This window comes from Pseudomonas sp. MIACH (genome assembly GCF_001269925.1).
GTDB lineage: Bacteria > Pseudomonadota > Gammaproteobacteria > Pseudomonadales > Pseudomonadaceae > Aquipseudomonas.
This window is the reverse complement of the sequence record NZ_LHVO01000064.1, coordinates 100501-126092: the sequence shown is the minus strand read 5'-3', so window position 1 is coordinate 126092 and position 25592 is coordinate 100501. Positions and strand designations below refer to the sequence as shown.

The following is a 25592-nucleotide window of genomic DNA, read 5'->3' as shown; positions in this document are numbered from 1 at the left end:
CATTCAACCGCAGGAGCTGGCTTGCCTGCGACAACGGTGTATCAGCCCCACCCAGTGGCTTGACGGAGCGCTATCGCAGGCAGAGCACTCGCCACCGTGGACCGAGTTATCTGTACGCCTCATGTTGCCGCCCAAAAAAAAGCCCCTCTCTCGAGGGGCTTCTTGTGCAGCGCTACCGCATCAGGTCATCTGAATGATGGTCTGCATGATGGTGCTCTGGGTAGAGATGGTCTTGGCGTTCGCCTGGTAGTTGCTCTGGGCCTTGATCAGGTCCACCAGCTCATTGGTCAGGTTGACGTTGGAGTTCTCCAGGGAGTTGGCCACGATCGAACCCAGGGTCCCGGCTTGCGGGGTGTCGTAACCTGGCTGACCCGAAGCGAAAGTCTCTCTCCAGCTGGTCCCACCTGCAGGCTGCAGGCCCTGTTCGTTGTTGAAGCTGGCCAGGGAGATTTGGCCAATGGCCTTGCTCTGCTGGTTGCTGAACGTGGCGAACAGTACACCACTGCCGTCGATTTTCAGGCCGGTGATCTGGCCAGTGGCGTAGCCGTCGGTGGTCGGCGGGTTGCGGTAGCTGGCCGAGTTGTACTGGGTGATATTGCCCATGTTGACGGCAATAGGCCCTGCAGTGGCTTCATTTGGCGTCCAAACACCGTCGGTCACCGAACCTGGGATCCAACCGGTGAGCGTGAGGGTCTTGCTGCTCACCCCGCCTGTCACGACATCCTTGAGCTTGCCGGCACCATCGAAGGTAATGGTGGATGGCACGGGAGCAGTGATGCCCGTCGTGGTCGGCTTGGAGCCATCCAGGTTACGGCCGTCGATCAACGTGTAGGCGTTCCACTCATTGGCGTCAGTTTTCACCATGTACTGCACCATCGAGTGCGAGTTGCCCTGGGAGTCGTACAAGGTGGTGCTGTACTGGGTGGTGAAGGTGGTGGTATCGGTTGGGTCGAACGGCTTGGTGGTCTGGTTGATCACCGGCTCCGACGAGTTCAGGTTACTGGTGGAGTCGACTTTGGTGGACGCCTTCGGCGGCAGGTACGACAGGTTCAGTTGCAGGTCGGTCAAGCCGCCCTTGATGATCTTGCCATCTTCATCCGCCGCATAGCCTTGCAGGCGCGAGGTGCCGGTGTTGTTGGTGATATAGCCATCTTTGTCGGCACGGAAAGCACCGCTACGGGTGTATTCCAGGGAGCCGTCGCTGCCCTTCTGCACGAAGAAGCCACCGCCCTGGATCGCCATGTCCAGCACGCCGCCGCTGTTGTTGACGTCACCCTGGGTGAACTGCTGGGACACAGCCGCCAGGTTCACGCCGTTGCCGATGCTGTTCTGGCCGGTGCCCAGCTTGGACGCGGCGTAGATGTCGGCGAATTCCGCACGGGACGATTTGAAGCCAGTGGTCGCGACGTTGGCGATGTTGTTGCCGGTCACGTCCAGTTGTTTGTTGGCCGCATAGAGGCCGCTAAGGCCGATATTAAAAGACATGTTTCTCTCCCTCTGCCGTATTTAGCCGGCTCTATGTACCGATAGTCTGAATTTGCGACAGCTTGACGCTGCCCATGCCACCGGCAAGGTTCAGCAGCATTTCGCCGCCGGTCTTGCTCAACGTCACGCTGGTTACTGTTGCCGGCAGCGAAGTTGCCAGGGCAACCGAGTCACCCTTGTCATTCTTGGTGGTGGCCGCGAAGGTGTAGGTGCCTGCGGGGGCCACTTCACCCTTGTCGTTCTTGCCATCCCAGATGAAGTCGGAGTTACCCGCGCTCTGGGCACCCATATCGATGGTGCGTACCACAATGCCGTCTTTGTCGGTGATCTTGATGGAAACGTTACCCGTCGCCGCCGTCACCGCCACCGAACCGGTCATGCTCTTGCTCGTATCCACCAGGGCCTTGTCGGTCTGGGTGATGATCGAGCGCCCTACCAGCGACGACGCCTGCAGCGCTTGCGACGAGCTGAAGTTACTGGAGATCGCATTCACCGAGTCGTTCAGGGTGTTGATGCCTTCCAGGCTGCTGAACTGCGCCAGTTGAGCAACGAACGCGCCGTTGTCCTGAGGCGACAGCGGGTTTTGGTTTTTCAGCTGAGTCACCAGCAGTTGCAGGAATGCATCTTTGCCCAGCGACTGATTGCCAGTGGCGGCGGAGGCAGTACTTGCCACATTGTTCGTTGCAGTGCTGACCTTGCTGTTGAACAGGTCCTGGACCGCAGTGTTGGTTGACGTATCAACAATGGCCATTATTCGGTGCCCCTTATCACTGACCCAGGGTCAGGACCTTCTGCATCATGGTTTTGGCGGTGTTCATCATTTCCGCGTTGGTCTGGAACGAGCGGCTGGCGGAAATCATGTCGGCCATTTCCTCAACCACGTTGACGTTCGGGTAGTAGACATAACCCTTTTCGTTCGCGGCTGGATGGTTCGGCTCGTAACGGGCTTCGAGGTTGCTCTGGTCTTCGACGACGCCGAGCACCTGCACACCTTTGCCCGCTTCGCCCTGATCCTGGAACAGCGAATCGCTGCCGCCGTTCTGGCCGCCCTGGAACATGGTGGCGAACACCGGGTGACGGGCGCGGTAGGTCTGGTCAATGCTCGAAGACACGGTCTCGGCGTTGGCGATGTTACTGGCGACGGTGTTCAAGCGCGTGGTCTGCGCGCTCATGCCACTGCCGGCAATATTGAAAACACTGGACAGGGACATGGCTTACTCTCCACGCAGGGCTGACATCAGCCCTTTGAATTTACTGTTGAGCAGGGTGAAGCTGGCCTGGAAGTTCACCGAGTTCTCGGCGTAGGCCGATTGCTCCAGCTGGGCGTCGACGGTGTTCTGGTCGATCGACGGCTGCATCGGCGTGCGATACAGCAGCGACTCGTCACCACTGCTCAGGCCTTGCGCTTCGATATGACGGCTGTTGGTCATGTTCAAGGCGAAGGTGCCGTTCTTGGTCTTGTCCTGCTGTGCGGCGAGCACGGCGGAGAAGTCCAGGTCCCGAGCCTTGTAGTTCGGGGTGTCGGCGTTGGCAATGTTGTTGGCCAGGACTTCGGCACGCTGGGCGCGGAAGCCCAGGGCTTGTTCGTGGATACCGAGCGCTTTATCGAAGCTGATGCTCATGGCGGAAACCTTTAGGCTGACCTGCTGTTCGTTAACAGGGTTATAGCAAGGCGCATGCCAATATCTGATAACCCCGTAAATCAAGGGGTTGCGAGAAGCTTGCCGGCGACAATGCCAGAAAAGCGGCAACGGGTTTCCGCGTGGCGCCAGTAAAGCGGCAATGGGCAGTTGCCGCTTTCTACACCTTTGCCGCAGAAAAAAAGTGGGAGGGGGCTTACTCCCGATGGCGGTGAATCAGTGATAGATACATCAACTGAACCACCGCCATCGGGAGCAAGCCCCCTCCCACTTTTTTGACCGCGTACGCTTTATTACTTGGCCTGGTAGATGATTCCCGGGCTGCACTGCACCATCTGGAAATGATCCGGCAGGCCATTGAGTGCCTCGGATGCACCGAGGAACAGGTAACCGCCACGCTTGAGGGTGCCGTGGATGCGCAACAGGATGTCCTTCTTCACCTCGGCCGAGAAGTAGATCAGCACGTTGCGGCAGAACACCATGTCGAACTTGCCCAGGCTGGCGTAGCTGTCGAGCAGGTTGAACGAGCGAAACTCCACGCGACTCTTGATCGGCGCCTTGACCGCCCAACGCCCTGCCCCTTTCGGGTCGAAGTAACGCTGCAGGCGTTCCTGGGACAGGCCACGACCCAGGGCCAGGCTGTCGTACTCGCCGGTCTTGCAGTTGGTGAGCATGGTGCCGGACAGGTCAGTGGCGACAATCTGCGCACCGGCCTTCAACTGGCCCATGTTGGTCCGTTCGAACTCATCGATGGCCATGGAAATCGAGTACGGTTCCTGCCCCGAGGAGCAGGCGGCCGACCAGATACGCAGGCGCTGACCCGGGCTGGCCTTGATGGCCTCCGGCAGCACTTTGCTCTTGAGCACTTCAAAGGGGTAAGTATCGCGAAACCACAGGGTTTCGTTGGTGGTCATGGCATCGACCACCATTTCCTTGAGGCCACTGCGTGGCTGCCCCTGGATCCGTTGAACCAACTCGCCCAGGGACTTGATGCCCTGCTGCTCCATCAGTTTGTTAAGACGGCTGGATACCAGGTATTGCTTGTTCTCACCGAGCAATATGCCACAGGCTTTTTCCAGGAAGACCCGGAACTGTTCAAAATCCAAATTACCCGTAGACACTGATACCGCCTCTAAAATCGTATGACCGCCAGGGGGAAAGCCCCCTAGCTGTGATCTGCTGCCTTGATCCGGTCGACTACCCGGGATGCCAGGTCATCAGGGCGGAATTTGGCCAGGAAGTCATCGGCACCGACTTTCTTGACCATCGCCTGATTGAATACGCCCGACAACGAAGTATGCAGGATGATATGCAGTTTTTGCATGCGTGGATCGCTGCGTATCTCAGCCGTGAGGGTGTAACCGTCCATTTCCGGCATCTCGATGTCAGAGATCATCATCAAGAATTCTTCTTCCGGCTTCTTGCCTTCATCCACCAGCTTGCGCAGGTAATCCAGGGCCTGGCGACCATCATTGAGCGCCACCACCTCGACACCGACGGTTTGCAGGCAGCGGGTCACCTGCTTGCGCGCCACCGAGGAGTCATCCACCGTGAGCACGCGCAGCGACACGGCTTTGTGCGCCGTTTCGGCATCGACCACACCCACGGAAATCGATTCCGAGGTGGGTGCGACTTCGGCGAGGATCTTCTCCACGTCGATGATTTCCACCAACTGGTTATCGACCCGCGTCACCGCCGTGAGGTAGTGATCGCGGCCGGTGCCCTTGGGCGGCGGATGGATCTCTTCCCAGTTCATGTTGACGATGCGCTCCACCGAGCGCACCAGGAAACCCTGGGTCTTGGTGTTGTACTCGGTGATGATCACGAACGGGTTCTCGCGGTCCTGCAGGCCAGCCGAACCGGTGGCCAGGGCCAGGTCAAGGATCGGGATAGTCGCGCCACGAATATTCGCCACGCCGCACACGACCGGGCTGGACTTGGGCATGATCGTCAGCTTGGGGCATTGCAGCACTTCCCGCACCTTGAACACGTTGATGCCATACAGCTGTTTGCCATCCAGGCGAAAAAGCAACAACTCCAGGCGATTCTGCCCTACCAGCTGTGTGCGCTGGTTTACTGAATCCATTACTCCTGCCATGCCATGACTCCTACGCTAAAACCTTTGGCTATACCTACAAGGGCGGCGCGCACCCAACACTAAACGGCACGAGCTTTGCTAATTTGATGGCTATGGATATTAAAACGACAGTTTCCCGACGCCTTGGCCTCACACCGTATCGCAGAACACTCTGCGTAACGTTGGCGCTGCTTGCTTTCAGCCTGGGCACCACGGCCCGTGCAGATAACGTCACCTTGCCTGATCTACTTATCGGCGTCACTCAAGGCTTTCTTGAGTTCACTGTAGAAGATTATCTGGCGACCACCCAGACGCCGGGACGTTATGAAATCCAAGTCAGCCAATTAGACCCGCGCCTGCGCATGCCAATGTGCGACAAGGAATTGACAGCCTCCCTGGAAAGTCCGGCCCAACCCATCGGGCGTGTGACCGTCAAGGTACGCTGCGAAGGCGCCTCGCCCTGGACCGTTTTCGTGCCGGCCCAGGTCAAATTGTTCCGTGATGTGGTGGTGGTTGCCCGCCCGCTGAAACGCACCGGGATTATCGGCTTTGAGGATGTGGCACTGCGCGAACGCGACATCAGCATGATCAACCAGGGCTACCTGACCTCCCTCGACCAGGCCATCGGGCAAAAGCTGACCCGACCAGTGGTCACCGACCAGGTGATTACACTGGTACACCTGGAGCAGGCGGAGGTCATTCGCAAGGGTGATCAGGTGGTGATTTCCGCCAGCAGCGGCGGGTTGCAGGTGAAAATGCCGGGCGAAGCGCTGTCCAACGGCGGCATGAGCGAACAGATTCGGGTCAAGAACCTCAACTCCAACCGCGTGATCAAAGCGCGGGTGACGGCCCCCGGGCAAGTCGAGGTAGCTTTATAGATCACTGGTACAGGACGCTGGGTTTTCCTACACTGTGCACGAGATGTCCCGTGCGGAGATTTATTGTCATTTGCGCCTAAAGTTTGTCCGGGTATGGCCGAAAACATGGCAAGCGTCCAAATACCCAGAGGTTTTTTTTATCATGGTCATCGATTTCAGCCGTTTAAATAACACCCCGACTACGTCAGGCACTACGCGCACCACCAGCACCAAGGACAGCGTAGAAGCCAAGGCGCCGGCGCTGCCCGTCAAGGCAGAGCAGGCCAGTGCCAGCCAAAGCGGGGAATCCGTACACCTGAGCAATGAGGCTCAACAGTTGCAGAAGGTCACTGACTCGCTGCGCGATCAACCGGTAGTCAATAAAGCCCGCGTGGCCGAATTGAAGCAGGCGATCGCCGATGGCAGCTATAAAGTCGACAGCAACCGTGTAGCCAGCAAGCTGCTTAACTTCGAAGCCGAGCGCTAGGCAAAGGCCTGCGCAGGGCTTTTGGACGCTTAAAACCCAAGGCCAGCCATGCATCACGACGAACATTTGCTTCAACTGATCATTGATGATCTAGCGCCGACGCAACAGCTGCTCGAGCTGCTTAAAGAAGAATCCCTGGCTCTCTATGGCCGGGATATGCCGCTGCTGGAAGAAATTCTGGCGCGCAAACAGTCGTTGATTGTCCTGCTGGAACAGCACGGCAAAAAACGCAGCCAGATCCTCATCAGCCTTGGCCTGCCGTCAGACCACGACGGCCTGGCGCAGTTGGCCAGCCACTCCTCGGTCGGCGATCAATTGCTGGCCCAGAGTAAAGAACTCAATCAATTGCTCGCCCAGTGCCAGGAAGCCAACCTGCTTAACGGTCAGTCGATCCAGCTTCAGCAAGCTACGACCGCCAACCAGTTGCGTATACTCCACGGCGGAGAGCCACCGGCACTTTATAACGCCCAGGGCTCCACCTCGCGCCTGGTCAAGCCAAGTACCCGCAGCCAAGCCTGACACCGGTTTACCGCGTGCCCTATCCAAGGCGCGCCACATGCTGGCAAAATGCCGGTTCTTGCGTGTAGTCGTATTTTGTCTGGAGATGGAAGAACCGTGTTCAACGCCCTTAATGCGGAAGATGCCCCGCAGCCCCCCAAGGTCCTCACCACGCCTCTGGAAATCGCCGGCACCTTGCGGATGCTGCAAGACAGCCATGATCCGCTGATCATCACCTTCCACGAACGCAGCCAACGCTTCCAGAGCTATCTGGTCGACGTCAACCGCGAAGGCAACACGCTGGCGCTGGACGAAATGATCCCCCGCGATGGCGAGCGCCACCTCGAAAGCGGCGAACCCTTTCGCATCGAAGGTTTTCATGATGGCGTACGCGTCGCCTGGGAAAGCAAAGGCACCCTGAGCATCAGCGAAAAAGACGGCCACCGTATCTACACCGGCAGCCTGCCGGACGAGGTGGTCTACCATCAGCGCCGCAACGCCTTCCGCGCCGCACTGAAGCTGGCGCAACTGGTGAACATCGAACTCGGTGGCGAAAAACTCAAGGCGCCGGTCAACGGCAAATTGCTGGATATTTCCGCCACCGGCTGCAAATTGCGCTTTGAAGGCGATATTTCCGAGCGCCTGCAACTGGGCCAGGTCTACGACCGATTTATCGCCGCACTGCCGTTTGGCAGCATGACCACCTCGGTCGAGCTGCGTTACCTGCACTTCGAAGACAAGATCAACACCACCTTCGCCGGTGTGCGCTTCCACAACATGAGTGGCCTGGTACAGCGCCAGGTCGAGCGTTTTGTGTACCAGTTGCAGCGTGAAGCGCGACGCTTCGACAAGGACGACGATTTTTAATCTCTAAAGATCGCGATAAAAAAACGGGCAGATCCTTTGGGGATCTGCCCGTTTTTGCATTCAGGGGCGCGCCCTGCTCAATTCATGAGGATGCTCGTCCGGCCCCAAGGGCTCGGGTGGCCCTTCGAAGGCTGGCTCATCCACGGGCGGCGCAGGATCGACCTGCGGCTCCGGATCGGGGGCAGTTTGCATCTGCTCCTGCACCACCTGCTCATCGACACGCGGGTCCAGCGCGGCCACCAGCGGCGAACTCGACATACTGTCGGGCATTGCCACGTGATGCAGAGGGGCGTCTTCCACCTGATGCAGGTTGGTCACTGCCTTAGGCCGGATGCGCCACACCAGGATCAGCGCGCACAGGCTGAAAAATGCGTACAGCATCTGGCTGCCGAACAGCTTCATCACCACACCCGCCAGCAACGGTCCGATGCTGGCGCCGACACCATAGGTCACCAACAGCATGGCCGTCAGCGATACCCGGCGATCGCCTTCCACATGGTCGTTGGAAAACGCCACCGCCAATGGATACAGGCAAAACTGTACGAGAGAACACAAGAAGCCTGCCACAAACAGCACTTCCAGCGGCACTTGGGTCATGATCGCCAACGGCAGCGCAGCTACCGCCAGGCACAAGGCGAAGCAGCGGATCAGCAACGCGCGATCATAGCGATCCGATAACCAGCCCAACGGCCACTGCACCAGCAGCCCGGCAAAAATGCAGCTACCCATGAACAGACCTACCTGTTCGGTGGTCAGCCCTTGCTGTGAAGCATAAAGCGGCGCCAGACCGTAGAACGAACCGACGATCAACCCCGCCCCCAACACCGTGCTCAGCGACTGCGGCACGCGCTTGATAAAGAAGCGCGGCTCCATCGGCGCAGGATGCAAGGCCGCCGGGTGAATGCGCCGGGTCATGGCCACCGGCACCAGGCACAGGGCGAAGCACAGTGCTACCAGCATCAGCAGCTCAAGACCAAGCTGGGGATGCATCACCAGGATCAACTGGCCTAATACCAGGCCGAGGTAGGAAGCGATCATATAACCGCTGAACACCACGCCACGCTGCTTGGCATCTGCCTGCTCATTGAGCCAGCTTTCGATGACCATGTACTGGCACATCATGCCCAGGCCCACGATCACCCGCAGCACGATCCAGGCCGGCAGCCAATCGATCAGGCCATGGCCCAGCACCGCCGCACCGACAATCCCGGCACACGTGGCGTAAGCACGGATATGCCCGACTCGGGCGATCAGGCGGTGCCCGATCTTGCCGCCCAGTACCAGGCCGAAGTAGTTGGCCGCCATCAGCGCACCGACCCATAGACTGTCGACATGGTCGGCCGCCAGGCGCAAGGCCAGGTAAGTACTGAGCAGGCCGGAGCCAATCAGCATCATCAAGGAGGCGAAATAAAGGGCTCGAAAAGATTTCCAGATTTGGCGCATCGGCGTTCCGAGCGGCTCCTTGCGGTGAGAGACAGGGCTATCAGCATGATAGTCCTGGGTGGTTGGTTCCGGACAGGCGGTATGAGCTGTTTCCGGGGATTATTTTGCTTGAACAGCTCAGACGCTGTCGGGTAAGGCTCAAGTTACACCGCCTCAGAAAATACCCGGCAGCACCTGCTGTGAACCTTGATCAGCGCCAAGGTTCGCCCGGTGTTTGAAAAGATCGAGCGCGCACAAAAAAGCCCCGCACAGAATAGGCTGTGCGGGGCTTTGAATCTGGTGTCCCAGGGCCGGTTCGAACGGCCAACCTTCCCCTTAGGAGGGGGATGCTCTATCCAATTGAGCTACTGGGACAAATGACAGCCATCGGGCCAAGGGCACTGCGACGGACGGCGTGCATGTTAACGGCCGAGGTGGGTTTTGTCATGTCGTCCGTAGGCTTTTTGAGTGTAGGCCGATCCTTGCCGGAGCAACCGTGGTTTCGCCCCGCAAATACGGGCACATGACAGGATCGTGCAAAATGCACTTCCCCAAAATGCCAGCATTGCAAATTGCAACCTTCAGACGCCTTAAAGCAAACTTAAACCATTGATTTTAATGGAATAATAGTTTGGCACGACACCTGCAATACTTCTCCGACAAGACCCATCCAGCCAGCCACGGCGTTAAGCGGAGAACATGACCATGAACAGTGCCATTCTGTTAACCCTCAACACCCTAGCCCTGGCTGCACTGCTGATGTTCCACTTTCAATCGACTGGCAGCAATGACCCGGCGCAGATCAGCCAGCAGGCAGTCCCTCACCACTTGCAACAACGTCCGCAACTGGCCGTGATGACACCGAATGCACAAGCGCCCGTACGCCTGACTCAAGGCACTCAGGCTGCACCTGCCTCTGAACACTGGGTTTTCTGAGGGATCCGCTGATGACCAAATCTGGCTGGCTGTTTCTGTGCCTGACCGCTGTCACTGGCCTGTACGGCCTGAGTGCCGACACGCAAGACGGTCAAACGACCGCACTTATTGCCAGCGGCGTTTGCGCCTGCGGTCTGCTGCTCACCCTCGTGGTAGGGCGTCGCATCAAATTCGACCCGGTTCTGCGCTGACACACCCCCCCTCTCCCGCCCTACCTTACGTCGCATGAGCTAGTAAATCGGCAGATTGCCACTAGTCTTAAAGATAAGGGCAAAAGGCCACTTTGCTATACGATGTGCGGCCTTAAACCCTGCTGCGGCCTGTGCCTGCGGGAGGATCGCCTGACGCCCCCTCTCGCAGAAAAGTTTTCCAACCAGTCCGCAAAAATGCAAATGAGTGCTGGCATAAAGCCTTTAGGCAGTTCAATATTTGTCACAGAATTGACGCCAAGGAACTGGCAAATCTGAGGCATGATGCGGCCTCTTTGCAATTCGGGTTGAACTTTGGTCGTGAGTCTTGTCTTAACACTCATCTTGCGGCCAATTCCAATAACCGCTCCCCTGAACTAACCGGTTAAATATATGCGCCCATTGAAACAGGCAATTTATTCCAGCCGTACGGCTGACAAGTTCGTCGTACGTCTGCCAGACGGAATGCGGGAACGCATTGCCGAGGTGGCTCGCAATCATCACCGCAGCATGAACTCCGAAATCATCGCGCGCCTGGAACAGAGCCTTATTCAGGAAGGTGCGCTGGGTGACGAGTTGAGCATGCGCCTGGACAGCCCCGAGCTGTCACTGCACGAACGCGAACTGCTGCAGCGTTTTCGTCAGCTCTCCCACCGCCAGCAAAATGCCCTCGTCTCGCTTATCGCGCACGACGTCGAGGCGGCCGCAGAAGCCAACTGAATCTGCCACTGAAAGCCGAAGCCAGCCATGTGCTGGCTTTTTTTTGCCTGGAGTTTGTAGAAGCAAGCTTGCTCGCGAAAAACCTGGGAGCGCCGTGGGTAGTCAGGTTTTGCGCGGTATCGTTGACGATTTTCGCTGGCAAGCCAGCTCCTACGGAGGAGCCGGCTTGAGAGAGGAGGTCAAAGCAAGAAGATCGTCGCCAGACCGAGGAAGATGAAGAAGCCACCACTGTCAGTCATGGCCGTGATCATCACACTGGCGCCCATGGCAGGGTCGCGACCAAGGCGTGCCAGGGTCATGGGGATCAGCACCCCCATCAGGGCGGCCAGCAGCAGGTTGAGCGTCATGGCAGCGGTCATGACCACCCCAAGGGACCAACTGCCGTACAGCAAGTACGCCACCACACCAATCACCCCACCCCACACCAGTCCGTTGATAAGGCCCACCGCCAGCTCCTTGCGCAGCAGGCGCGAAGAGTTGGCGGTACTCACCTGATCCAGCGCCATGGCCCGCACGATCATGGTGATCGTCTGGTTACCCGAGTTGCCACCAATGCCGGCCACAATCGGCATCAACGCCGCCAAGGCCACCAGCTTTTCGATGGAACCCTCGAACAGCCCGATCACACGGGAAGCGATAAATGCGGTAATCAGATTGACCGCCAACCACGCCCAACGGTTATGCAGCGAGCGCCAGACGGATGCAAAAATATCTTCCTCTTCACGCAAACCCGCCATGTTGAGGACTTCGGTTTCACTCTCTTCACGAATCAGGTCGACGATTTCGTCGATGGTCAGACGGCCGATCAGCTTGCCGTTCTTGTCGACCACCGGAGCGGAGATCAAGTCATAACGTTCAAAGGCCTGGGCCGCGTCGTAGGCATCTTCGTCAGGGTGAAAGCTCACGGTATCGCTGGCCATCAGGTCAGCAACTTTTTTCTCCGGATCGTTTACCAGCAGGCGCTTGATCGGCAGCACGCCCTTGAGAATGCCTTCGTAGTCAACCACGAACAGTTTGTCGGTATGACCCGGCAGCTCTTTGAGCCGGCGCAGGTAACGCAATACCACTTCCAGACTGACGTCTTCGCGGATGGTGACCATCTCAAAGTCCATCAGCGCGCCGACCTGATCCTCATCGTAGGACAACGCGGAGCGCACGCGCTCACGCTGCTGGCCATCGAGGGCCTCCATCAGCTCATGAACAACATCACGGGGCAGTTCAGGGGCGAGGTCGGCCAGTTCGTCGGCGTCCATCTCCCTGGCTGCAGCCAGGAGTTCGTGATCGTCCATGTCGGCGATCAGGGTTTCACGGACCGAGTCGGATACTTCGAGCAGGATGTCGCCGTCGCGATCAGCCTTGACCAACTGCCAGAGGGTCAGTCGATCATCGAGCGGCAAGGCTTCGAGAATGTAGGCTACGTCGGCGGAGTGCAGGTCATCAAGCTTGCGCTGCAACTCGACGAGGTTTTGCCGGTGGACCAGGTTTTCGACGAGGTCGTTATTCGGACCATCCTGGCGGTGCGTGAAATCTTCGACCACGCGCTGGCGCTGCAGCAGCTCGATAACTTGCGCCAGGCGATCCTGCAGGCTTTCTTGTGTTTTCTTTACTTCTACTTCGGTCATAGGCGAACTCCACTCCCAGCAGCGGGGCACGCCGGAAGGATCAATCAGTCAATTCATGATTGGTAAAACGGGGTACTGAGTAACTACTGGGTAAGTCCATGGAGGTATTCCATAAGCCCCGGCGGGGCTGACGGGCGCAATGATACACCTTGCGTGTGTTTTTAACGTCAAAAAACTGGAAAGAACAAGCGCTTGCGAGCCAAAGCTGAGTATTGGCTGCACCTATCACTGCGACGCCGCCGCGCGAATGGAAAACACATCAGAGAAGAGAAAAGATAAAAACCCACACAAACCCCAGACGGCAAAAAGCCCGCACTAGGCGGGCTTTTTGTTTGTATGGTGCACTCGACAGGATTCGAACCTGTGACCGCTCGGTTCGTAGCCGAGTACTCTATCCAGCTGAGCTACGAGTGCAGATTGTGTTTTTAGACCAGATCACAACTGGTTGAAGCCGAGCCACCTGCATTGCTGCAACTAACTCTTAAATGGTGCACTCGACAGGATTCGAACCTGTGACCGCTCGGTTCGTAGCCGAGTACTCTATCCAGCTGAGCTACGAGTGCATTTGTTGCCGCGCATTATAGGCCGTTCAATCTCTATGTAAAGCTATTTTTTCGTTTGATTTCAACAACTTAACGAAAAAACCAGATTGCAACGTACTAAGCAAATAATGGCGGAGAACGGGGGATTCGAACCCCCGACACCCTTTTGAGGTGTACTCCCTTAGCAGGGGAGCGCCTTCGGCCACTCGGCCAGCTCTCCGCAACACGGGGCGTATATTAACCACGTTCATCCCCGTTTGCAAACATAAAAAACGATAAAAATTAAAGGCTTGGTTCTTCGTCCTTCTCTTTCTTGATCCGCAGGTAGATTTCCTCGCGGTGGACCGCTACCTCTTTCGGAGCATTCACCCCGATACGTACTTGATTGCCTTTGACGCCGAGCACGGTCACGGTGATTTCGCCATCACCGATAATCAGGCTTTCTGCGCACCGACGAGTCAGAATCAGCATACCTTTCTCCTCACGCATTTCATTTCAGGAACAACAGTCTGCAAAAAAAAGGCGTTCGACCTACGACTCAATAGTCATAGCCCTAACGGCCTAAGTATTGTCGAGCGCACACAAAACACCATGCGCCCTACAAAAAATGAAAGGCGCGGGTTACCGCGCCTTCCTGGCATTGCCTCACTCGCCCTGTCGGGCCGGAGCGTCCAGCTCAAAAGCGGTATGCAGCGCGCGTACAGCCAACTCCAGGTACTTCTCTTCGATCACCACCGAGACTTTGATTTCCGAGGTAGAGATCATCTGGATATTGATGCTTTCCTTGGCCAGAGCCCCGAACATGCGGCTGGCAACGCCGGCATGGGAACGCATGCCCACGCCTACGATCGACACCTTGGCAATCTTGGTATCGCCGACCACTTCACGGGCGCCAATTTCGCTCGCGGTGTTCTCCAGGATTTTCAATGCCGCATCGTACTCGTTGCGGTGCACGGTGAAGGTGAAATCGGTGGTGTTATCGTGCGAGACGTTCTGCACGATCATGTCGACTTCAACATTGGCATCGCTGATCGGGCCCAGGATCTTGAAGGCCACGCCGGGGGTGTCTGGCACGCCACGGATAGTCAGCTTGGCTTCATCGCGGTTGAAAGCGATGCCGGAAATGATCGGCTGTTCCATGGATTCCTCTTCATCAATAGTAATGAGGGTGCCCGGACCCTCTTTGAAGCTGTGCAATACGCGCAGCGGAACGTTGTACTTGCCGGCGAACTCTACCGCGCGGATCTGCAACACCTTGGAACCGAGGCTGGCCATTTCCAGCATCTCTTCAAAGGTGATCTTGTCCAGGCGCTGGGCCACGGACACAACGCGCGGGTCGGTGGTGTAGACGCCGTCCACATCGGTGTAGATCTGGCACTCATCAGCCTTGAGGGCCGCAGCCAGGGCCACACCGGTGGTGTCAGAACCGCCACGCCCGAGGGTGGTGATGTTGCCTTGCTCGTCCACACCCTGGAAGCCCGCTACAACTACCACACGGCCGGCTTTCAGATCAGTGCGGATTTTCTGATCATCGATCTGCAGGATGCGCGCCTTAGTGTGCGCGCTGTCAGTGAGAATGCGCACCTGACTGCCAGTGTAGGACACCGCCGGCACGCCACGCTTGTTCAGCGCCATGGCCAGCAAGGCGATAGTCACCTGCTCGCCGGTGGACACGATCACATCCAGCTCGCGTGGCAGCGGCTGTTGGTCGCCACTGATTGCCTTGGCCAGTTCGATCAGGCGATTGGTTTCGCCGCTCATGGCCGACAGCACCACGACCAGGTCATCCCCGGCATCGCGGAATTTCTTAACCTTGTCGGCCACCTGCTCGATTCTTTCGACAGAGCCGACCGAGGTGCCTCCAAATTTCTGTACGATCAAAGCCATTTCTAAGCCGCCTCAGCCCGTAAAGGGGCGCCTAATATCCAATCAACCAACACTGAACAGCCCGTGACTAGACCACGGGCGGGTTAACAGTGCCTTAAATACCTGCTTCGACAAAAGGCACGGTCAGGGCCAGGGCCGCGTCCAGGGCACTGGCGTCTACACCACCGCCTTGCGCCATGTCCGGACGACCGCCGCCCTTCCCGCCTACTGCCGCAGCGGCTTGCTTCATCAAATCACCGGCCTTGAGTTGGCCAGTCAGGTCTTTGGTTACACCGGCAACCAGCACGACCTTATCCTCATGGACACTGCCGAGCAGGATCACTGCGCGGCCGAGCTTGTTCTTCAACTGATCGACCAGGGCCAACAGCGCCTTGCCGTCCTGACCGTCCAGGCGTGCAGCCAGGACTTTCACGTCCTTGACGTCAACGGCCGAAGCCGACAGATCGTCACCCGCAGCGCTGGCGGCCTTGGCTTGCAATTGCTCCAGCTGTTTCTCCAGCGCACGGTTGCGCTCCAGAACGGCGGACAACTTGTCGATCAGGTTGTCGCGGCTGCCCTTGACCAGGCTGGCCGCTTCCTTGAGTTGTTCTTCAGCCGCATTCAGGTAGGCCAGTGCCGCAGCACCGGTCACCGCTTCAATACGACGTACGCCCGACGCCACACCACCTTCGCTGATGATTTTCAGCAGGCCGATGTCGCCGGTGCGATTGGCATGGATACCACCACACAGCTCAACCGAAAAGTCGCCACCCATGCTCAGTACACGCACGTTGTCGCCATACTTCTCGCCGAACAGCGCCATGGCGCCCTTGGCCTTGGCGGTCTCGATGTCGGTTTCTTCGGTTTCTACCGGGGTGTTCTGGCGTACTTGCGCGTTGACGATGTCTTCCAGGGCCTTGATCTGCTCAGGCTTGATCGCTTCGAAGTGGCTGAAGTCGAAACGCAGGCGCTGGCTATCGACCAACGAACCTTTCTGCTGGACATGCTCGCCCAGCACCTGGCGCAGCGCGGCGTGCAGCAAGTGGGTGGCCGAGTGGTTCAGCGCGGTGGCATGACGTACGTCGGCATCAACCTGGGTGTCCACCGGCGCACCGACGGTCAGGTTGCCCAGTACCAACACACCGTGATGCAGGAACGCACCACCGGTCTTGGTGGTGTCGCGCACTTCAAAGCGACCGGAGGTCGAGCTCAGGAAACCACAGTCACCGACCTGGCCACCGGATTCAGCGTAGAACGGCGTCTGGTCCAGGACCACAACCGCCTCGTCGCCTTCGCTCAACACGTCAACCGACTTGCCGTCTTTATAAATGGCCACGATCTTGGCCGAGCCAACGGTCGCCTTGTAACCGGTGAATTCGGTGGGTACATCAACCTTGACCAGGGTGTTGTAGTCCAGGCCAAAGGAACTGGCGGAACGGGCACGCACGCGCTGGGCTTCCATCTCACGCTCAAAACCGGCCTCGTCGACGGTCAACTCGCGTTCACGGGCGATGTCGGCGGTCAGGTCCATCGGGAAGCCATAGGTGTCGTACAGCTTGAACACGACATCGCCCGGCACCACAGTGCCTTTGAGCTCAGCCAAGTCCTGTTCCAGAATCTTCAAGCCGTGTTCCAGGGTCTTGGAGAATTGCTCTTCCTCAGCCTTGAGTACACGCTCGATGTTGCCTTGCTGTTGCTTGAGTTCCGGGAAGGCGTCGCCCATCTCGGCCACCAAGGCGGCGACGATCTTGTAGAAGAAGCTGCCAGTGGCGCCCAGCTTGTTACCGTGACGGCAGGCGCGACGGATGATACGACGCAGCACGTAGCCACGGCCTTCGTTGGACGGCAGTACACCGTCGGCGATCAGGAAACCGCAGGAACGGATGTGGTCCGACACCACCTTGAGGGACGACTGGCTTTCATTGGCACAACCAATGGCTGCAGCCGACGCGCTCAGCAGGTTGGTGAACAGGTCGATCTCGTAGTTGGAGTGAACGTGCTGCATCACCGCACTGATCCGCTCCAGACCCATGCCGGTGTCCACCGACGGCGCTGGCAGCGGATGCAACACGCCATCGGCGGTGCGGTTGAACTGCATGAACACGTTGTTCCAGATCTCGATGTAACGGTCGCCGTCTTCTTCCGGCGAGCCCGGTGGGCCACCCCAGATGTCGGCGCCGTGATCGTAGAAGATCTCGGTGCATGGGCCGCACGGGCCGGTATCGCCCATGGTCCAGAAGTTATCGGACGCGTAAGGCGCGCCCTTGTTGTCGCCGATGCGAATCATGCGCTCGACGGGCACCCCGATTTCCTTGGTCCAGATGTCATACGCTTCGTCGTCCGTCGCGTAGACGGTCACCCAGAGCTTTTCCTTGGGCAGCTTCAACACGCCGGTCAGGAAGGTCCAGGCGAAGGTAATCGCGTCTTTCTTGAAATAGTCACCAAAGCTGAAGTTACCCAGCATTTCGAAGAACGTGTGGTGGCGGGCGGTGTAGCCGACATTTTCCAGGTCACTGTTCTTGCCGCCGGCACGCACGCACTTCTGGCTGCTGGTGGCGCGGGTGTAGGCGCGTTTTTCCTGGCCCAGGAAGCAGTCCTTGAACTGGTTCATCCCCGCGTTAGTGAACAGCAGGGTGGGGTCATTGCCTGGGATCAAGGAGCTGGAGGAGACACGGGTGTGACCTTGCTCTTCGAAGAAGCGAAGGAAGGCTTCACGGATTTCTGCGCTTTTCATAGGTTCTTCCACGGAGGCTGCGGCCAAAGGCCAGTGCGCAACATCATCAGACGGAGCGACGGCAAAAGGCCGCATTATATCGGCCCTTTGCCGGTGGTACAGCGTGTTTATGCGATAGAGAGGTTCAATTAGACGGTCTGCACGGTCATTTGCGCGAAAATTCGACGAATGTCGCGAGCACCTGTTCGATCTGCGCCCGGCTCACATCCAAATGAGTCACCATGCGCAGACGCGGCGCAGCACTCAACTTGATCCCACGCTCGGCAGCAAACGCCTTCAAGGCCTGGGCCTGGTCGCCGATCTGCACGTAGACCATGTTGGTCTGCACCGGCTCCACCGAATACCCGGCCTGGCGCAGTTCATCCCCCAACCACTGGGCGTTGGCGTGGTCGTCGACCAGGCGTTGTACCTGGTGATCCAAGGCATAGAGCCCCGCCGCCGCCAGGGAACCGGCCTGGCGCATGCCTCCGCCGACCATCTTGCGCAAACGGCGTGCCTTGGCGATCAACGCCGTGGAGCCGCACAGCACCGAGCCAATCGGCGCACCGAGGCCCTTGGACAGGCACACCGACACCGAGTCGAAATGCTGGGCGATCTCCCGCGCATCGACCCCAAGCTTGACCGCCGCGTTGTAGATTCGTGCGCCATCCAGATGCAGGGCCAGGCCGTGTTCGCGGGTAAACGCCCGCGCCTTCGCCAGGTAGTCCAGCGGCAGCACCTTGCCCTGCATGGTGTTTTCCAGGGCCAGCAGGCGGGTGCGGGCGAAGTGGAAGTCGTCGGGCTTGATGGCTTCGAGCACGTGATTCAGATCAAGGGAGCCATCCGCCTGCACTTCCAGCGGCTGTGGCTGGATCGAACCCAGCACCGCCGCGCCACCGCCTTCGTATTTGTAGGTGTGGGCCTGCTGGCCGACGATGTATTCCTCGCCGCGCTCACAATGGGCCATCAGCGCCAGCAGGTTGCTCATGGTGCCGGTGGGCACGAACAGCGCGGCCGCAAAGCCCAGGCGCTTGGCCAGTTCGGCCTCCAGGCGGTTGACACTGGGGTCTTCGCCGTAGACGTCATCGCCGCTGACGGCGGTGGCCATGGCGTCGAGCATGCCGGCGGTGGGTTGGGTCACGGTGTCGCTGCGCAGGTCGATCACAGACATGAAACAAGCCTCGAAGGGGTTCATTAAGATTCTTATGAGGATGATTACTGCGGGCAAAGCCGCGGAATATCAAGCCCCGCGCGTTCTCAATCGAATACCAACCAAACAAACCGATATAGCTTATCGATACGGCGCTCGTGCAGTTTCTGAAAAACCATGTTAAAAACTCTCCGCCGCCAGGGTTCTGGTGGCAACGTTCTCAGGGCGGGGTGCAATTCCCCACCGGCGGTAATTGCACGCAATGTGCATAGCCCGCGAGCGCTTGGCGCCTCGAACTGCTCAGGCAGGACGGCGACAAGGTCAGCAGACCCGGTGTGATCCCGGGGCCGACGGTCATAGTCCGGATGAAGAGAGAACGGGATTGGCACCTAAGGGCCGCACGCTGGACTCATGCCTGCATGACTCAGCGGTTCGTACCCTTAAATCCCATTCGATTCATAACGCCCTGTTTTTTTCTTAAACAGGAGTCAGAACATGCAACCCACCGCAATCGACAGCAAAAGCAAAAACCATCACGGCGAGCGCGTCGCGTTTATCCAGGCCTGCTGGCACAAGGATATTGTCGACCAATCCCGCAAAGGCTTCCTCGCCGAAATGATCGCCCAGGGCTACCAGGAATCGGACATCGATTTCTTCGAAGTCGGCGGTGCCTTTGAAATGCCCCTGCACGCCAAGCTGCTGGCCAAGACCGGTCGTTACGCCGGTATCGTTGCCGCCGCGCTGGTGGTGGACGGCGGGATCTACCGTCACGAATTCGTCGCCCAATCGGTGGTCAGCGGCCTGATGCAGGTTCAGCTGGAAACTGAAGTGCCGGTGTTCTCGGTGTCCCTGACCCCGCATCACTTCCATGCCGGCAGCGAACACCACGCGTTCTTCCACGATCACTTCGTGCACAAGGGCCAGGAAGCTGCACGTACGTGCGCCGACACCCTGCACAAGGTGCGGGCGATCCGTCGCAGCGAGCCACGGGCTGTAGCGGTCTAAGCAACACTGCAAAACAAAATATGGGAGGGGGCTTGCCCCCGATGGCGGTGTCTCAGCTCCAGATGAGCTGACTGACACACTGCTATCGGGGGCAAGCCCCCTCCCACATTTGGATCCGGATACGCCTTGAGACCTATGCCAGGCCCACGTCCGTGGTCGGCACAATCAATATTCCCGCCCGCAAACCATTCTTCACCTTCGGGTTGGGGAAGATGATGCGCGCCCCCTCCTCCTCGATCACCCAACGGGTCTTGGCCACGTCTTCGGCCAGCAGATAACCCTTTTCCAACTCCGAAAAGTTTTCCACGTCCGCCGGCAAGTGCAACAGGAACGCGTCGCTGTGCTTGATGATTTCCCGCGACACGGCGAACAGTTTCAACCCGTCCAGGCTGTCAGTCTCAGGCTCGGTACCTTCGATGATCTGCTTGAGGCGCAGCTCCAGGCGGGAAACATTCACGCCCTGGTTCTGCCCGAACGGCCGCGCCTTGCCCAGTTCCAGGGTAAAGGCCTCCGCCTCCAGCTGCTCGTAGGTAAACGCGGTGAACGTAATCGAGGCCTTGTTCTGCAGCAGCACCGCTTGCATGCCGGCAGCGTTCAGGCGCGCCAGTTCGTGGCGTGAATGCTGGCGCCCCTCCTTCCAGGGGTACAGCGCAAACTGCTCGATCTTCGAGCCGCGAATGGCGGTGTGCAGGTCGTAATGCAGGCGCGAACGGCCAGGCTGGCTGAAGAAGCTGCGGGCCAACTGTTCAAGCTCGGCGGCGCGCATGGCTTCGGGGCCGATGTTTTTTTCGTGACGGCCGTTGAACAGCCGGTTGACGTCCAGTTCAAGGTAACGCTCACCGCGGCGCATGGCCTCGGGGTTGCCGAACAGGAACAGAATACGGGTGCGGGGTTTGATCTCCCCACGGGCGATGCCATGCAACAGGCGGTCGAGCAATTCGATCGGCGCGGTTTCGTTGCCATGGATGCCGGACGACAGCAGCAGGTCGCTGCCATTGTCCGTTGCTTGCGGCGGGCGCACTTCGAGTGCGCCCTCGCTGAGCCAGCGCATCTGCACGCCGTCGACAGTCAGTTGAATTTTTTGCGCCGGTTCGCGACCGGCGAGGGTCAGTTCAAGCAGTTTGCCAAGGGCGAGCATACGCAGCTTCCTTAGTGGTTGCAGCCTGGGCCGTGGACGTGATCGTCATCATCACCTTCAACGTCGGCCGGTTCCATTTCCAGTTGCAGGCTCATCAGGTTGGTGGCCAGTGGGCGCATCAGCAGGTTGGCGTATTCGGAGTCGCCTTCTTCCACGTCCACGCCGATCAGCAGTTGGCCACGGCCGTCGTGCTGGATCCAGATTTCCTTACCCTGCCAGACCACGGCGACGCGGGTGCAGGAGGTTTCCAGCTGGGTGCCGTCGGTGTCTTCAAGGATCAGTTGCAGGGTGTCGGTGGTCATAAATAATTCTCAGCCATAGGGTGTAAAAAGAGGTGGCGTTAATTGATCTGGAAAGGATAAACCGAGCCCAGTTTAAGGATTTGCGTCAGTTCATCCAGTGCCGTCCGGCACTCAAGCAGCAATTGCGGGTCAGCCAGGTCGGTTTCGCGCAGGCTGTCGCGGTAGTGCTTGTCGACCCATTGGGTCAGTGTGTCGTACAACGGCGCGGTCATGATAACCCCTGGGTTCACCGCTGCCAGCTCGGTTTCGTTCAGGGCCACGCGCAAGCGCAGGCACGCCGGGCCGCCGCCGTTCTGCATGCTTTGCTTGAGGTCGAAGACTTTCACTTCGCGGATCAGCCCAGCGCAGGCCGTCAGGCCTTGCAGGTAATGCCATACGCGCTCGTTGGCGCGGCATTCTTCCGGCACGATCAGCAGCATCGAGCCGTCGGCACGGGTCAGCAACTGGCTGTTGAACAGGTAGGAACGTACCGCGTCCTCGACGCTGACCTGGGCACGCGGCACACACACCGACTGGAAGTTACCGCCCAGCTTGCCCAACTTGCCCTGTAACTCGGCCAGCATCTGTTCGGTATTGAGGAAAGCATCCTCGTGATAGAACAGCACCTCGCCGTTGCCCACCGCGATCACGTCGTTGTGGAACACGCCGGCATCGATCACCGCCGGGTTCTGCTGGGCGTAGACCACGCCTTCATCCTTCAGGCCATGCAGGCGGGCGACCGCCTGGGAGGCTTCGAGGGTCTGGCGCGCCGGGTACTTCTGCGGGGCCGGGTAACGAGGGTCGAACGCGCTGCGCCCGAACACGAAAAACTCCACGCCCGCTTCACCATATTCACGGCAGAAACGCGTGTGGTTGGCCGCGCCTTCGTCGCCGAACTGCGCCACCGCCGGCAACGCGGCGTGGTGGGCAAAGTGCTTCTGGTCGGCAAACATCGCCCCCAGCACGCGGCTGGTGGTCGGGTGTTCGATGCTGCGGTGGTATTTGCAGTTGAGGTTGGCGGCGGTGAAATGCACGCGGCCATCTGCCGTGTCGGCGCTCGGGCTGACGGTGGCGGCGTTGGCCACCCACATGCTCGATGCCGAGCAACTCGCTACCAACAACGGCATGGCCTGCTTCGCCGCCTGCTGGATGACCTGAGCGTCGGTGCCGCTGAAACCGAGGTTGCGCAACGCCGCTACGTCCGGACGCTCCTGGGGCGCGAGCACACCTTGCACAAAGCCCATGTCCATCAGGGCTTTCATTTTCTGCAGGCCCTGCAACGCCGCTTCCTTGGGGTTGGAGTGCTGCTGGCTGTTGCTCTGGGACGCGACGTTGCCGAAGGACAAACCGCCGTAGTTATGGGTCGGCCCCACTAGACCGTCAAAATTGACTTCATAGGATTTCATCGGCGAGGCTCCACGAACATCTGTTTTTATAGGCTTCAAAAGTCTTCAACACACCACAAATCCAGTGTGGGAGGGGGCTTGCTCCCGATAGCAGTCTGTCAGTTGATCAATCAGGTGACTGACACACCGCCATCGGGAGCAAGCCCCCTCCCACATTTAGATCAGCGTAATGCCGGGGCTTAGCGTGGCCGGGACCACCAGGCTTGGCGTTTCCAGCGACGCCACCGGGTACGCACAATAATCCGCCGCGTAATACGCACTGGCGCGATGGTTGCCCGAGGCCCCTACCCCACCGAACGGCGCAGTGCTGGCGGCGCCGGTCAGCTGTTTGTTCCAGTTGACGATGCCGGCACGGCTTTCCAGCCAGAACTGCTGGTAACGCGCTTCGGAATCGGACAACAAACCCGCGGCCAGGCCGTACTGGGTGTTGTTGGCTTCGGTAATCGCCGCCGCGAAATCAGCGTAGCGGATCACCTGCAACAGCGGGCCGAACAGTTCTTCGTCTTCGCGCTCGGTCACGCCGGTCACGTCAATGATGCCTGGGGTCAGCAACGCGGCCTGATCCTGTGGCTGGGTCATCTCCAACAGCGCCACAGCGCCATTGGCCAACATCAATTCCTGAGCCTGCATCAAGGCTTTCGCCGCGCCGAGGGAAATCACCGAGCCCATGAACGGCGGCGGTTGCTGGTCGAACGCACCGACTTCAATCGTCGCACTCACCGCCACCAGCCGCGCCAGCAGCGCATCGCCCCAGGCGCCTTCCGGCACCAGCAGGCGACGGGCACAGGTACAACGCTGACCCGCGGAAATAAACGCCGATTGGATGATGGTGTAGACCGCCGCATCCACGTCGGCCACTTCGTCCACCACCAGCGGGTTGTTGCCGCCCATTTCCAGGGCCAGGATCTTGTCCGGGCGCCCGGAGAACTGCTGGTGCAGATGATTGCCGGTGCGGCTCGAGCCGGTGAAGAACAAACCGTCGATGCCTGGGTTGGCCGCCAACGCAATGCCGGTCTCCCGCGCGCCTTGCAACAGGTTCAACACGCCCGCCGGCAAACCGGCTTCGATCCAGCACTGCACGGTCAGCTCGGCGACTTTCGGGGTCAGCTCGCTGGGTTTGAACAGTACGGTGTTACCCGCCAGCAACGCCGGAACGATATGCCCGTTGGGCAGGTGACCCGGGAAGTTGTAAGGACCAAACACCGCGACCACGCCGTGGGGCTTGTGGCGCAATACGGCGGTGGCGTCGCCCAGTGGGCCGCTCTTCTCGCCGGTACGCTCGCGGTAGCTTTGCACCGAGATTGCGATCTTGTTGGCCATGCTGGTGACTTCGGTGGCCGACTCCCACAGCGGCTTGCCGGTCTCTTCACCGATGCAGCGGGCAATTTCATCGGCGCGGTTTTTCAGGCTTGCGGCGAAGGCTTCCAGCACGCCGATGCGCTCTTCCAGCGGGCGCCGCGCCCAGGCCGGGAACGCCTGGCGCGCGGCCTGCACGGCCGACTCGACCTGCTCGACCGTCGCGCTATTACCAGCCCACAGCACCTGCTGGGTCACCGGGTTACGCGATTCAAACAGTTCACCCTGGCCAGCCAGCCAGCTACCTGCGATATACAGCGAATTCATTATTTCGACTCCCGAGCAGCAGACAACGGTACGGCACGCACTTGATCACCCACCACCAGTTGCAGACGCTTGGCGGTTTGCAGATCGACCACCAGCGTGCCTGCCGCCAGGCGTGCCGGTGCGGCGGTGATGCGGCAATCTTCGCGTTTGCGGTTATGGATCAGGAACGGCGTGGCGTCGTCCCCCGGTGTGCCGATGGCCAACACCAACGATTGGCTGTCGCGCACCGCACGGATCTTGGCGGTCTCGCACTCCACTGCCGGGCCGGCGTCGAAAATATCGACGTAGCCCTGGTAGCTGAAGCCTTCGCTCTTGAGCATGCTCAGCGCCGGCTCGGTGTCCGGGTGGACCTTGCCGATCACATTGCGCGCGTCTTCGGAAAGGAAGCAGCTGTACAACGGAAACTTGGGCATCAGCTCAGCGATAAACGCCTTGTTGCCCACGCCGGTGAGGTAGTCGGCCTGGCTGAACTCCATCTTGAAGAAGTGCCGGCCCAGGCTTTCCCAGAACGGCGAACGCCCGGCGTCGTTGGACACGCCACGCATCTCGGCGATGATCTTGTTGCCGAACAACTGCGGGAACTCGGCGATAAACAGCAGGCGCGCCTTGGCCAACATGCGGCCGTTGAGGCCGTTGCGGTAATCGGCATGCAGGAACAACGAGCACAGCTCGGAATTGCCGGTGAGGTCGTTGGCCAAGAACAGCGTCGGAATCTCACGGTAGATATTCAGTTCCTGGGAGGCGCTGACCGTCAGGCCGACCCGGAAGTTGTACCAGGGCTCGCGCAGGCCGACGGCACCGGCGATAGCGGAAATCCCCACCACGCGGCCTTCGTCGTTTTCCAGCACGAACAGGTAGTCGGCATCCCCACGCCCGGCGTCGCCGCGAAAGGTTTTTTCGGCCCAGCCAACCCGGTGGGTCAGGCGCTCTTCGTTGGCCGGCAACGTGGTGAGGCCGGTGCCGGTGCTGCGCGCCAGATCAATCAGGGCCGGTAAATCGCTGCTGCGTACGGGACGAACGATCATGCTATCTCCTCAGACGGGCCGCTGTTTGGCAGCCACCCGCGAAA

25 protein-coding genes, 4 tRNA genes and 1 riboswitch are annotated in these 25592 nt (G+C 59.2%); of the genes, 8 read left to right on the top strand and 21 right to left on the bottom strand.

The window, feature by feature from the left end; all coding sequences use genetic code 11:
* Window positions 1-180 precede the first annotated feature (180 nt).
* The 6 genes from flgE to AD670_RS28755 all read right to left on the bottom strand — a co-directional run bounded on the left by flgE (window position 181) and on the right by AD670_RS28755 (window position 5223).
* Complete coding sequence (gene flgE, locus AD670_RS28780; RefSeq protein ID WP_053140090.1) at window positions 181-1485, bottom strand: flagellar hook protein FlgE; 1305 nt, start codon at window positions 1483-1485, stop codon at window positions 181-183.
* Window positions 1486-1516: 31 nt separating this feature from the next.
* The gene (gene flgD / locus AD670_RS28775) at window positions 1517-2236 is read right to left on the bottom strand and encodes a flagellar hook assembly protein FlgD (protein WP_053140088.1); all 720 of its coding nucleotides are present in this window, start codon (window positions 2234-2236) and stop codon (window positions 1517-1519) included.
* A 16-nt stretch (window positions 2237-2252) separates the two neighbouring features.
* Complete coding sequence (gene flgC / locus AD670_RS28770) at window positions 2253-2696, bottom strand: flagellar basal body rod protein FlgC (RefSeq protein WP_053140086.1); 444 nt, start codon at window positions 2694-2696, stop codon at window positions 2253-2255.
* Window positions 2697-2699: 3 nt separating this feature from the next.
* Complete coding sequence (flgB, locus tag AD670_RS28765; protein WP_003175633.1) at window positions 2700-3107, bottom strand: flagellar basal body rod protein FlgB; 408 nt, start codon at window positions 3105-3107, stop codon at window positions 2700-2702.
* 311 nt (window positions 3108-3418) lie between these two features.
* A complete protein-coding gene (gene cheR, locus AD670_RS28760) occupies window positions 3419-4246 on the bottom strand; it encodes a protein-glutamate O-methyltransferase CheR (protein WP_053140084.1) in 828 nt (275 codons plus the stop codon).
* Between the two features lie 44 nt (window positions 4247-4290).
* The gene (locus tag AD670_RS28755; RefSeq protein WP_032886773.1) at window positions 4291-5223 is read right to left on the bottom strand and encodes a chemotaxis protein CheV; all 933 of its coding nucleotides are present in this window, start codon (window positions 5221-5223) and stop codon (window positions 4291-4293) included.
* Between the two features lie 92 nt (window positions 5224-5315).
* Here AD670_RS28755 and flgA point away from each other — a divergent pair, with 92 nt between their 5' ends.
* The 4 genes from flgA to AD670_RS28735 all read left to right on the top strand — a co-directional run bounded on the left by flgA (window position 5316) and on the right by AD670_RS28735 (window position 7911).
* Window positions 5316-6080 carry a flagellar basal body P-ring formation chaperone FlgA gene (gene flgA, locus AD670_RS28750; RefSeq protein ID WP_053140082.1) on the top strand — a complete coding sequence of 255 codons (765 nt, stop codon included), beginning with the start codon at window positions 5316-5318 and terminating at the stop codon, window positions 6078-6080.
* 142 nt (window positions 6081-6222) lie between these two features.
* On the top strand, window positions 6223-6546 hold the full coding sequence (gene flgM / locus AD670_RS28745; protein ID WP_053140080.1) for a flagellar biosynthesis anti-sigma factor FlgM: 324 nt from the start codon (window positions 6223-6225) through the stop codon (window positions 6544-6546).
* Between the two features lie 48 nt (window positions 6547-6594).
* Window positions 6595-7065: a flagella synthesis protein FlgN gene (locus AD670_RS28740; RefSeq protein ID WP_053140078.1), complete on the top strand. Its 471-nt coding sequence runs from the start codon at window positions 6595-6597 to the stop codon at window positions 7063-7065.
* Window positions 7066-7161: 96 nt separating this feature from the next.
* Window positions 7162-7911, top strand: coding sequence for a flagellar brake protein (locus AD670_RS28735; protein ID WP_053140076.1), 750 nt, complete (start codon window positions 7162-7164; stop codon window positions 7909-7911).
* A gap of 60 nt (window positions 7912-7971) precedes the next feature.
* On the opposite strand, the gene AD670_RS28730 is transcribed toward AD670_RS28735, so the two are convergent.
* On the bottom strand, window positions 7972-9354 hold the full coding sequence (locus tag AD670_RS28730; RefSeq protein WP_053140074.1) for an MFS transporter: 1383 nt from the start codon (window positions 9352-9354) through the stop codon (window positions 7972-7974).
* 277 nt (window positions 9355-9631) lie between these two features.
* Window positions 9632-9708: transfer RNA gene (locus AD670_RS28725), tRNA-Arg, on the bottom strand.
* 330 nt (window positions 9709-10038) lie between these two features.
* Between AD670_RS28725 and AD670_RS28720 the strand changes: the two genes are divergently transcribed.
* The 3 genes from AD670_RS28720 to AD670_RS28710 all read left to right on the top strand — a co-directional run bounded on the left by AD670_RS28720 (window position 10039) and on the right by AD670_RS28710 (window position 11177).
* Window positions 10039-10269, top strand: a complete 231-nt coding sequence (locus tag AD670_RS28720) for a hypothetical protein (RefSeq protein ID WP_053140072.1) — start codon at window positions 10039-10041, stop codon at window positions 10267-10269.
* Between the two features lie 11 nt (window positions 10270-10280).
* Window positions 10281-10460 carry a PA3371 family protein gene (locus AD670_RS28715; protein ID WP_053140069.1) on the top strand — a complete coding sequence of 60 codons (180 nt, stop codon included), beginning with the start codon at window positions 10281-10283 and terminating at the stop codon, window positions 10458-10460.
* 390 nt (window positions 10461-10850) lie between these two features.
* Window positions 10851-11177 carry an Arc family DNA-binding protein gene (locus AD670_RS28710; RefSeq protein ID WP_003175643.1) on the top strand — a complete coding sequence of 109 codons (327 nt, stop codon included), beginning with the start codon at window positions 10851-10853 and terminating at the stop codon, window positions 11175-11177.
* A gap of 179 nt (window positions 11178-11356) precedes the next feature.
* Here AD670_RS28710 and mgtE read toward each other — a convergent pair whose 3' ends face one another.
* The 8 genes from mgtE to ltaE all read right to left on the bottom strand — a co-directional run bounded on the left by mgtE (window position 11357) and on the right by ltaE (window position 19091).
* Complete coding sequence (gene mgtE / locus AD670_RS28705; protein ID WP_053140068.1) at window positions 11357-12799, bottom strand: magnesium transporter; 1443 nt, start codon at window positions 12797-12799, stop codon at window positions 11357-11359.
* Between the two features lie 337 nt (window positions 12800-13136).
* Window positions 13137-13213, bottom strand: a tRNA-Arg gene (locus tag AD670_RS28700).
* A 72-nt stretch (window positions 13214-13285) separates the two neighbouring features.
* Window positions 13286-13362 (bottom strand) — tRNA-Arg (locus AD670_RS28695).
* A gap of 108 nt (window positions 13363-13470) precedes the next feature.
* Window positions 13471-13561 (bottom strand) — tRNA-Ser (locus AD670_RS28690).
* 62 nt (window positions 13562-13623) lie between these two features.
* On the bottom strand, window positions 13624-13812 hold the full coding sequence (gene csrA, locus AD670_RS28685; RefSeq protein ID WP_003175645.1) for a carbon storage regulator CsrA: 189 nt from the start codon (window positions 13810-13812) through the stop codon (window positions 13624-13626).
* Between the two features lie 174 nt (window positions 13813-13986).
* Complete coding sequence (locus tag AD670_RS28680) at window positions 13987-15228, bottom strand: aspartate kinase (protein ID WP_053140066.1); 1242 nt, start codon at window positions 15226-15228, stop codon at window positions 13987-13989.
* A gap of 94 nt (window positions 15229-15322) precedes the next feature.
* Window positions 15323-17941: an alanine--tRNA ligase gene (alaS, locus tag AD670_RS28675; protein WP_053140064.1), complete on the bottom strand. Its 2619-nt coding sequence runs from the start codon at window positions 17939-17941 to the stop codon at window positions 15323-15325.
* Between the two features lie 145 nt (window positions 17942-18086).
* The gene (ltaE, locus tag AD670_RS28670) at window positions 18087-19091 is read right to left on the bottom strand and encodes a low-specificity L-threonine aldolase (RefSeq protein WP_053140204.1); all 1005 of its coding nucleotides are present in this window, start codon (window positions 19089-19091) and stop codon (window positions 18087-18089) included.
* Window positions 19092-19282: 191 nt separating this feature from the next.
* A riboswitch (FMN riboswitch) is annotated at window positions 19283-19452 on the top strand.
* A 113-nt stretch (window positions 19453-19565) separates the two neighbouring features.
* Here ltaE and AD670_RS28665 point away from each other — a divergent pair.
* On the top strand, window positions 19566-20075 hold the full coding sequence (locus AD670_RS28665) for a 6,7-dimethyl-8-ribityllumazine synthase (RefSeq protein ID WP_016979790.1): 510 nt from the start codon (window positions 19566-19568) through the stop codon (window positions 20073-20075).
* Between the two features lie 133 nt (window positions 20076-20208).
* Here AD670_RS28665 and astE read toward each other — a convergent pair whose 3' ends face one another.
* The 5 genes from astE to astA form a co-directional block, all read right to left on the bottom strand.
* The gene (gene astE, locus AD670_RS28660; protein WP_053140062.1) at window positions 20209-21213 is read right to left on the bottom strand and encodes a succinylglutamate desuccinylase; all 1005 of its coding nucleotides are present in this window, start codon (window positions 21211-21213) and stop codon (window positions 20209-20211) included.
* An 11-nt stretch (window positions 21214-21224) separates the two neighbouring features.
* Complete coding sequence (locus AD670_RS28655; RefSeq protein ID WP_053140059.1) at window positions 21225-21515, bottom strand: hypothetical protein; 291 nt, start codon at window positions 21513-21515, stop codon at window positions 21225-21227.
* A 38-nt stretch (window positions 21516-21553) separates the two neighbouring features.
* The gene (gene astB, locus AD670_RS28650; protein WP_053140057.1) at window positions 21554-22900 is read right to left on the bottom strand and encodes an N-succinylarginine dihydrolase; all 1347 of its coding nucleotides are present in this window, start codon (window positions 22898-22900) and stop codon (window positions 21554-21556) included.
* A gap of 156 nt (window positions 22901-23056) precedes the next feature.
* A complete protein-coding gene (astD, locus tag AD670_RS28645; protein ID WP_172681535.1) occupies window positions 23057-24526 on the bottom strand; it encodes a succinylglutamate-semialdehyde dehydrogenase in 1470 nt (489 codons plus the stop codon).
* The gene (gene astA / locus AD670_RS28640; protein ID WP_053140053.1) at window positions 24523-25548 is read right to left on the bottom strand and encodes an arginine N-succinyltransferase; all 1026 of its coding nucleotides are present in this window, start codon (window positions 25546-25548) and stop codon (window positions 24523-24525) included. The genes astD and astA overlap by 4 nt, the downstream gene beginning before the upstream one ends.
* Window positions 25549-25592: the final 44 nt, after the last annotated feature.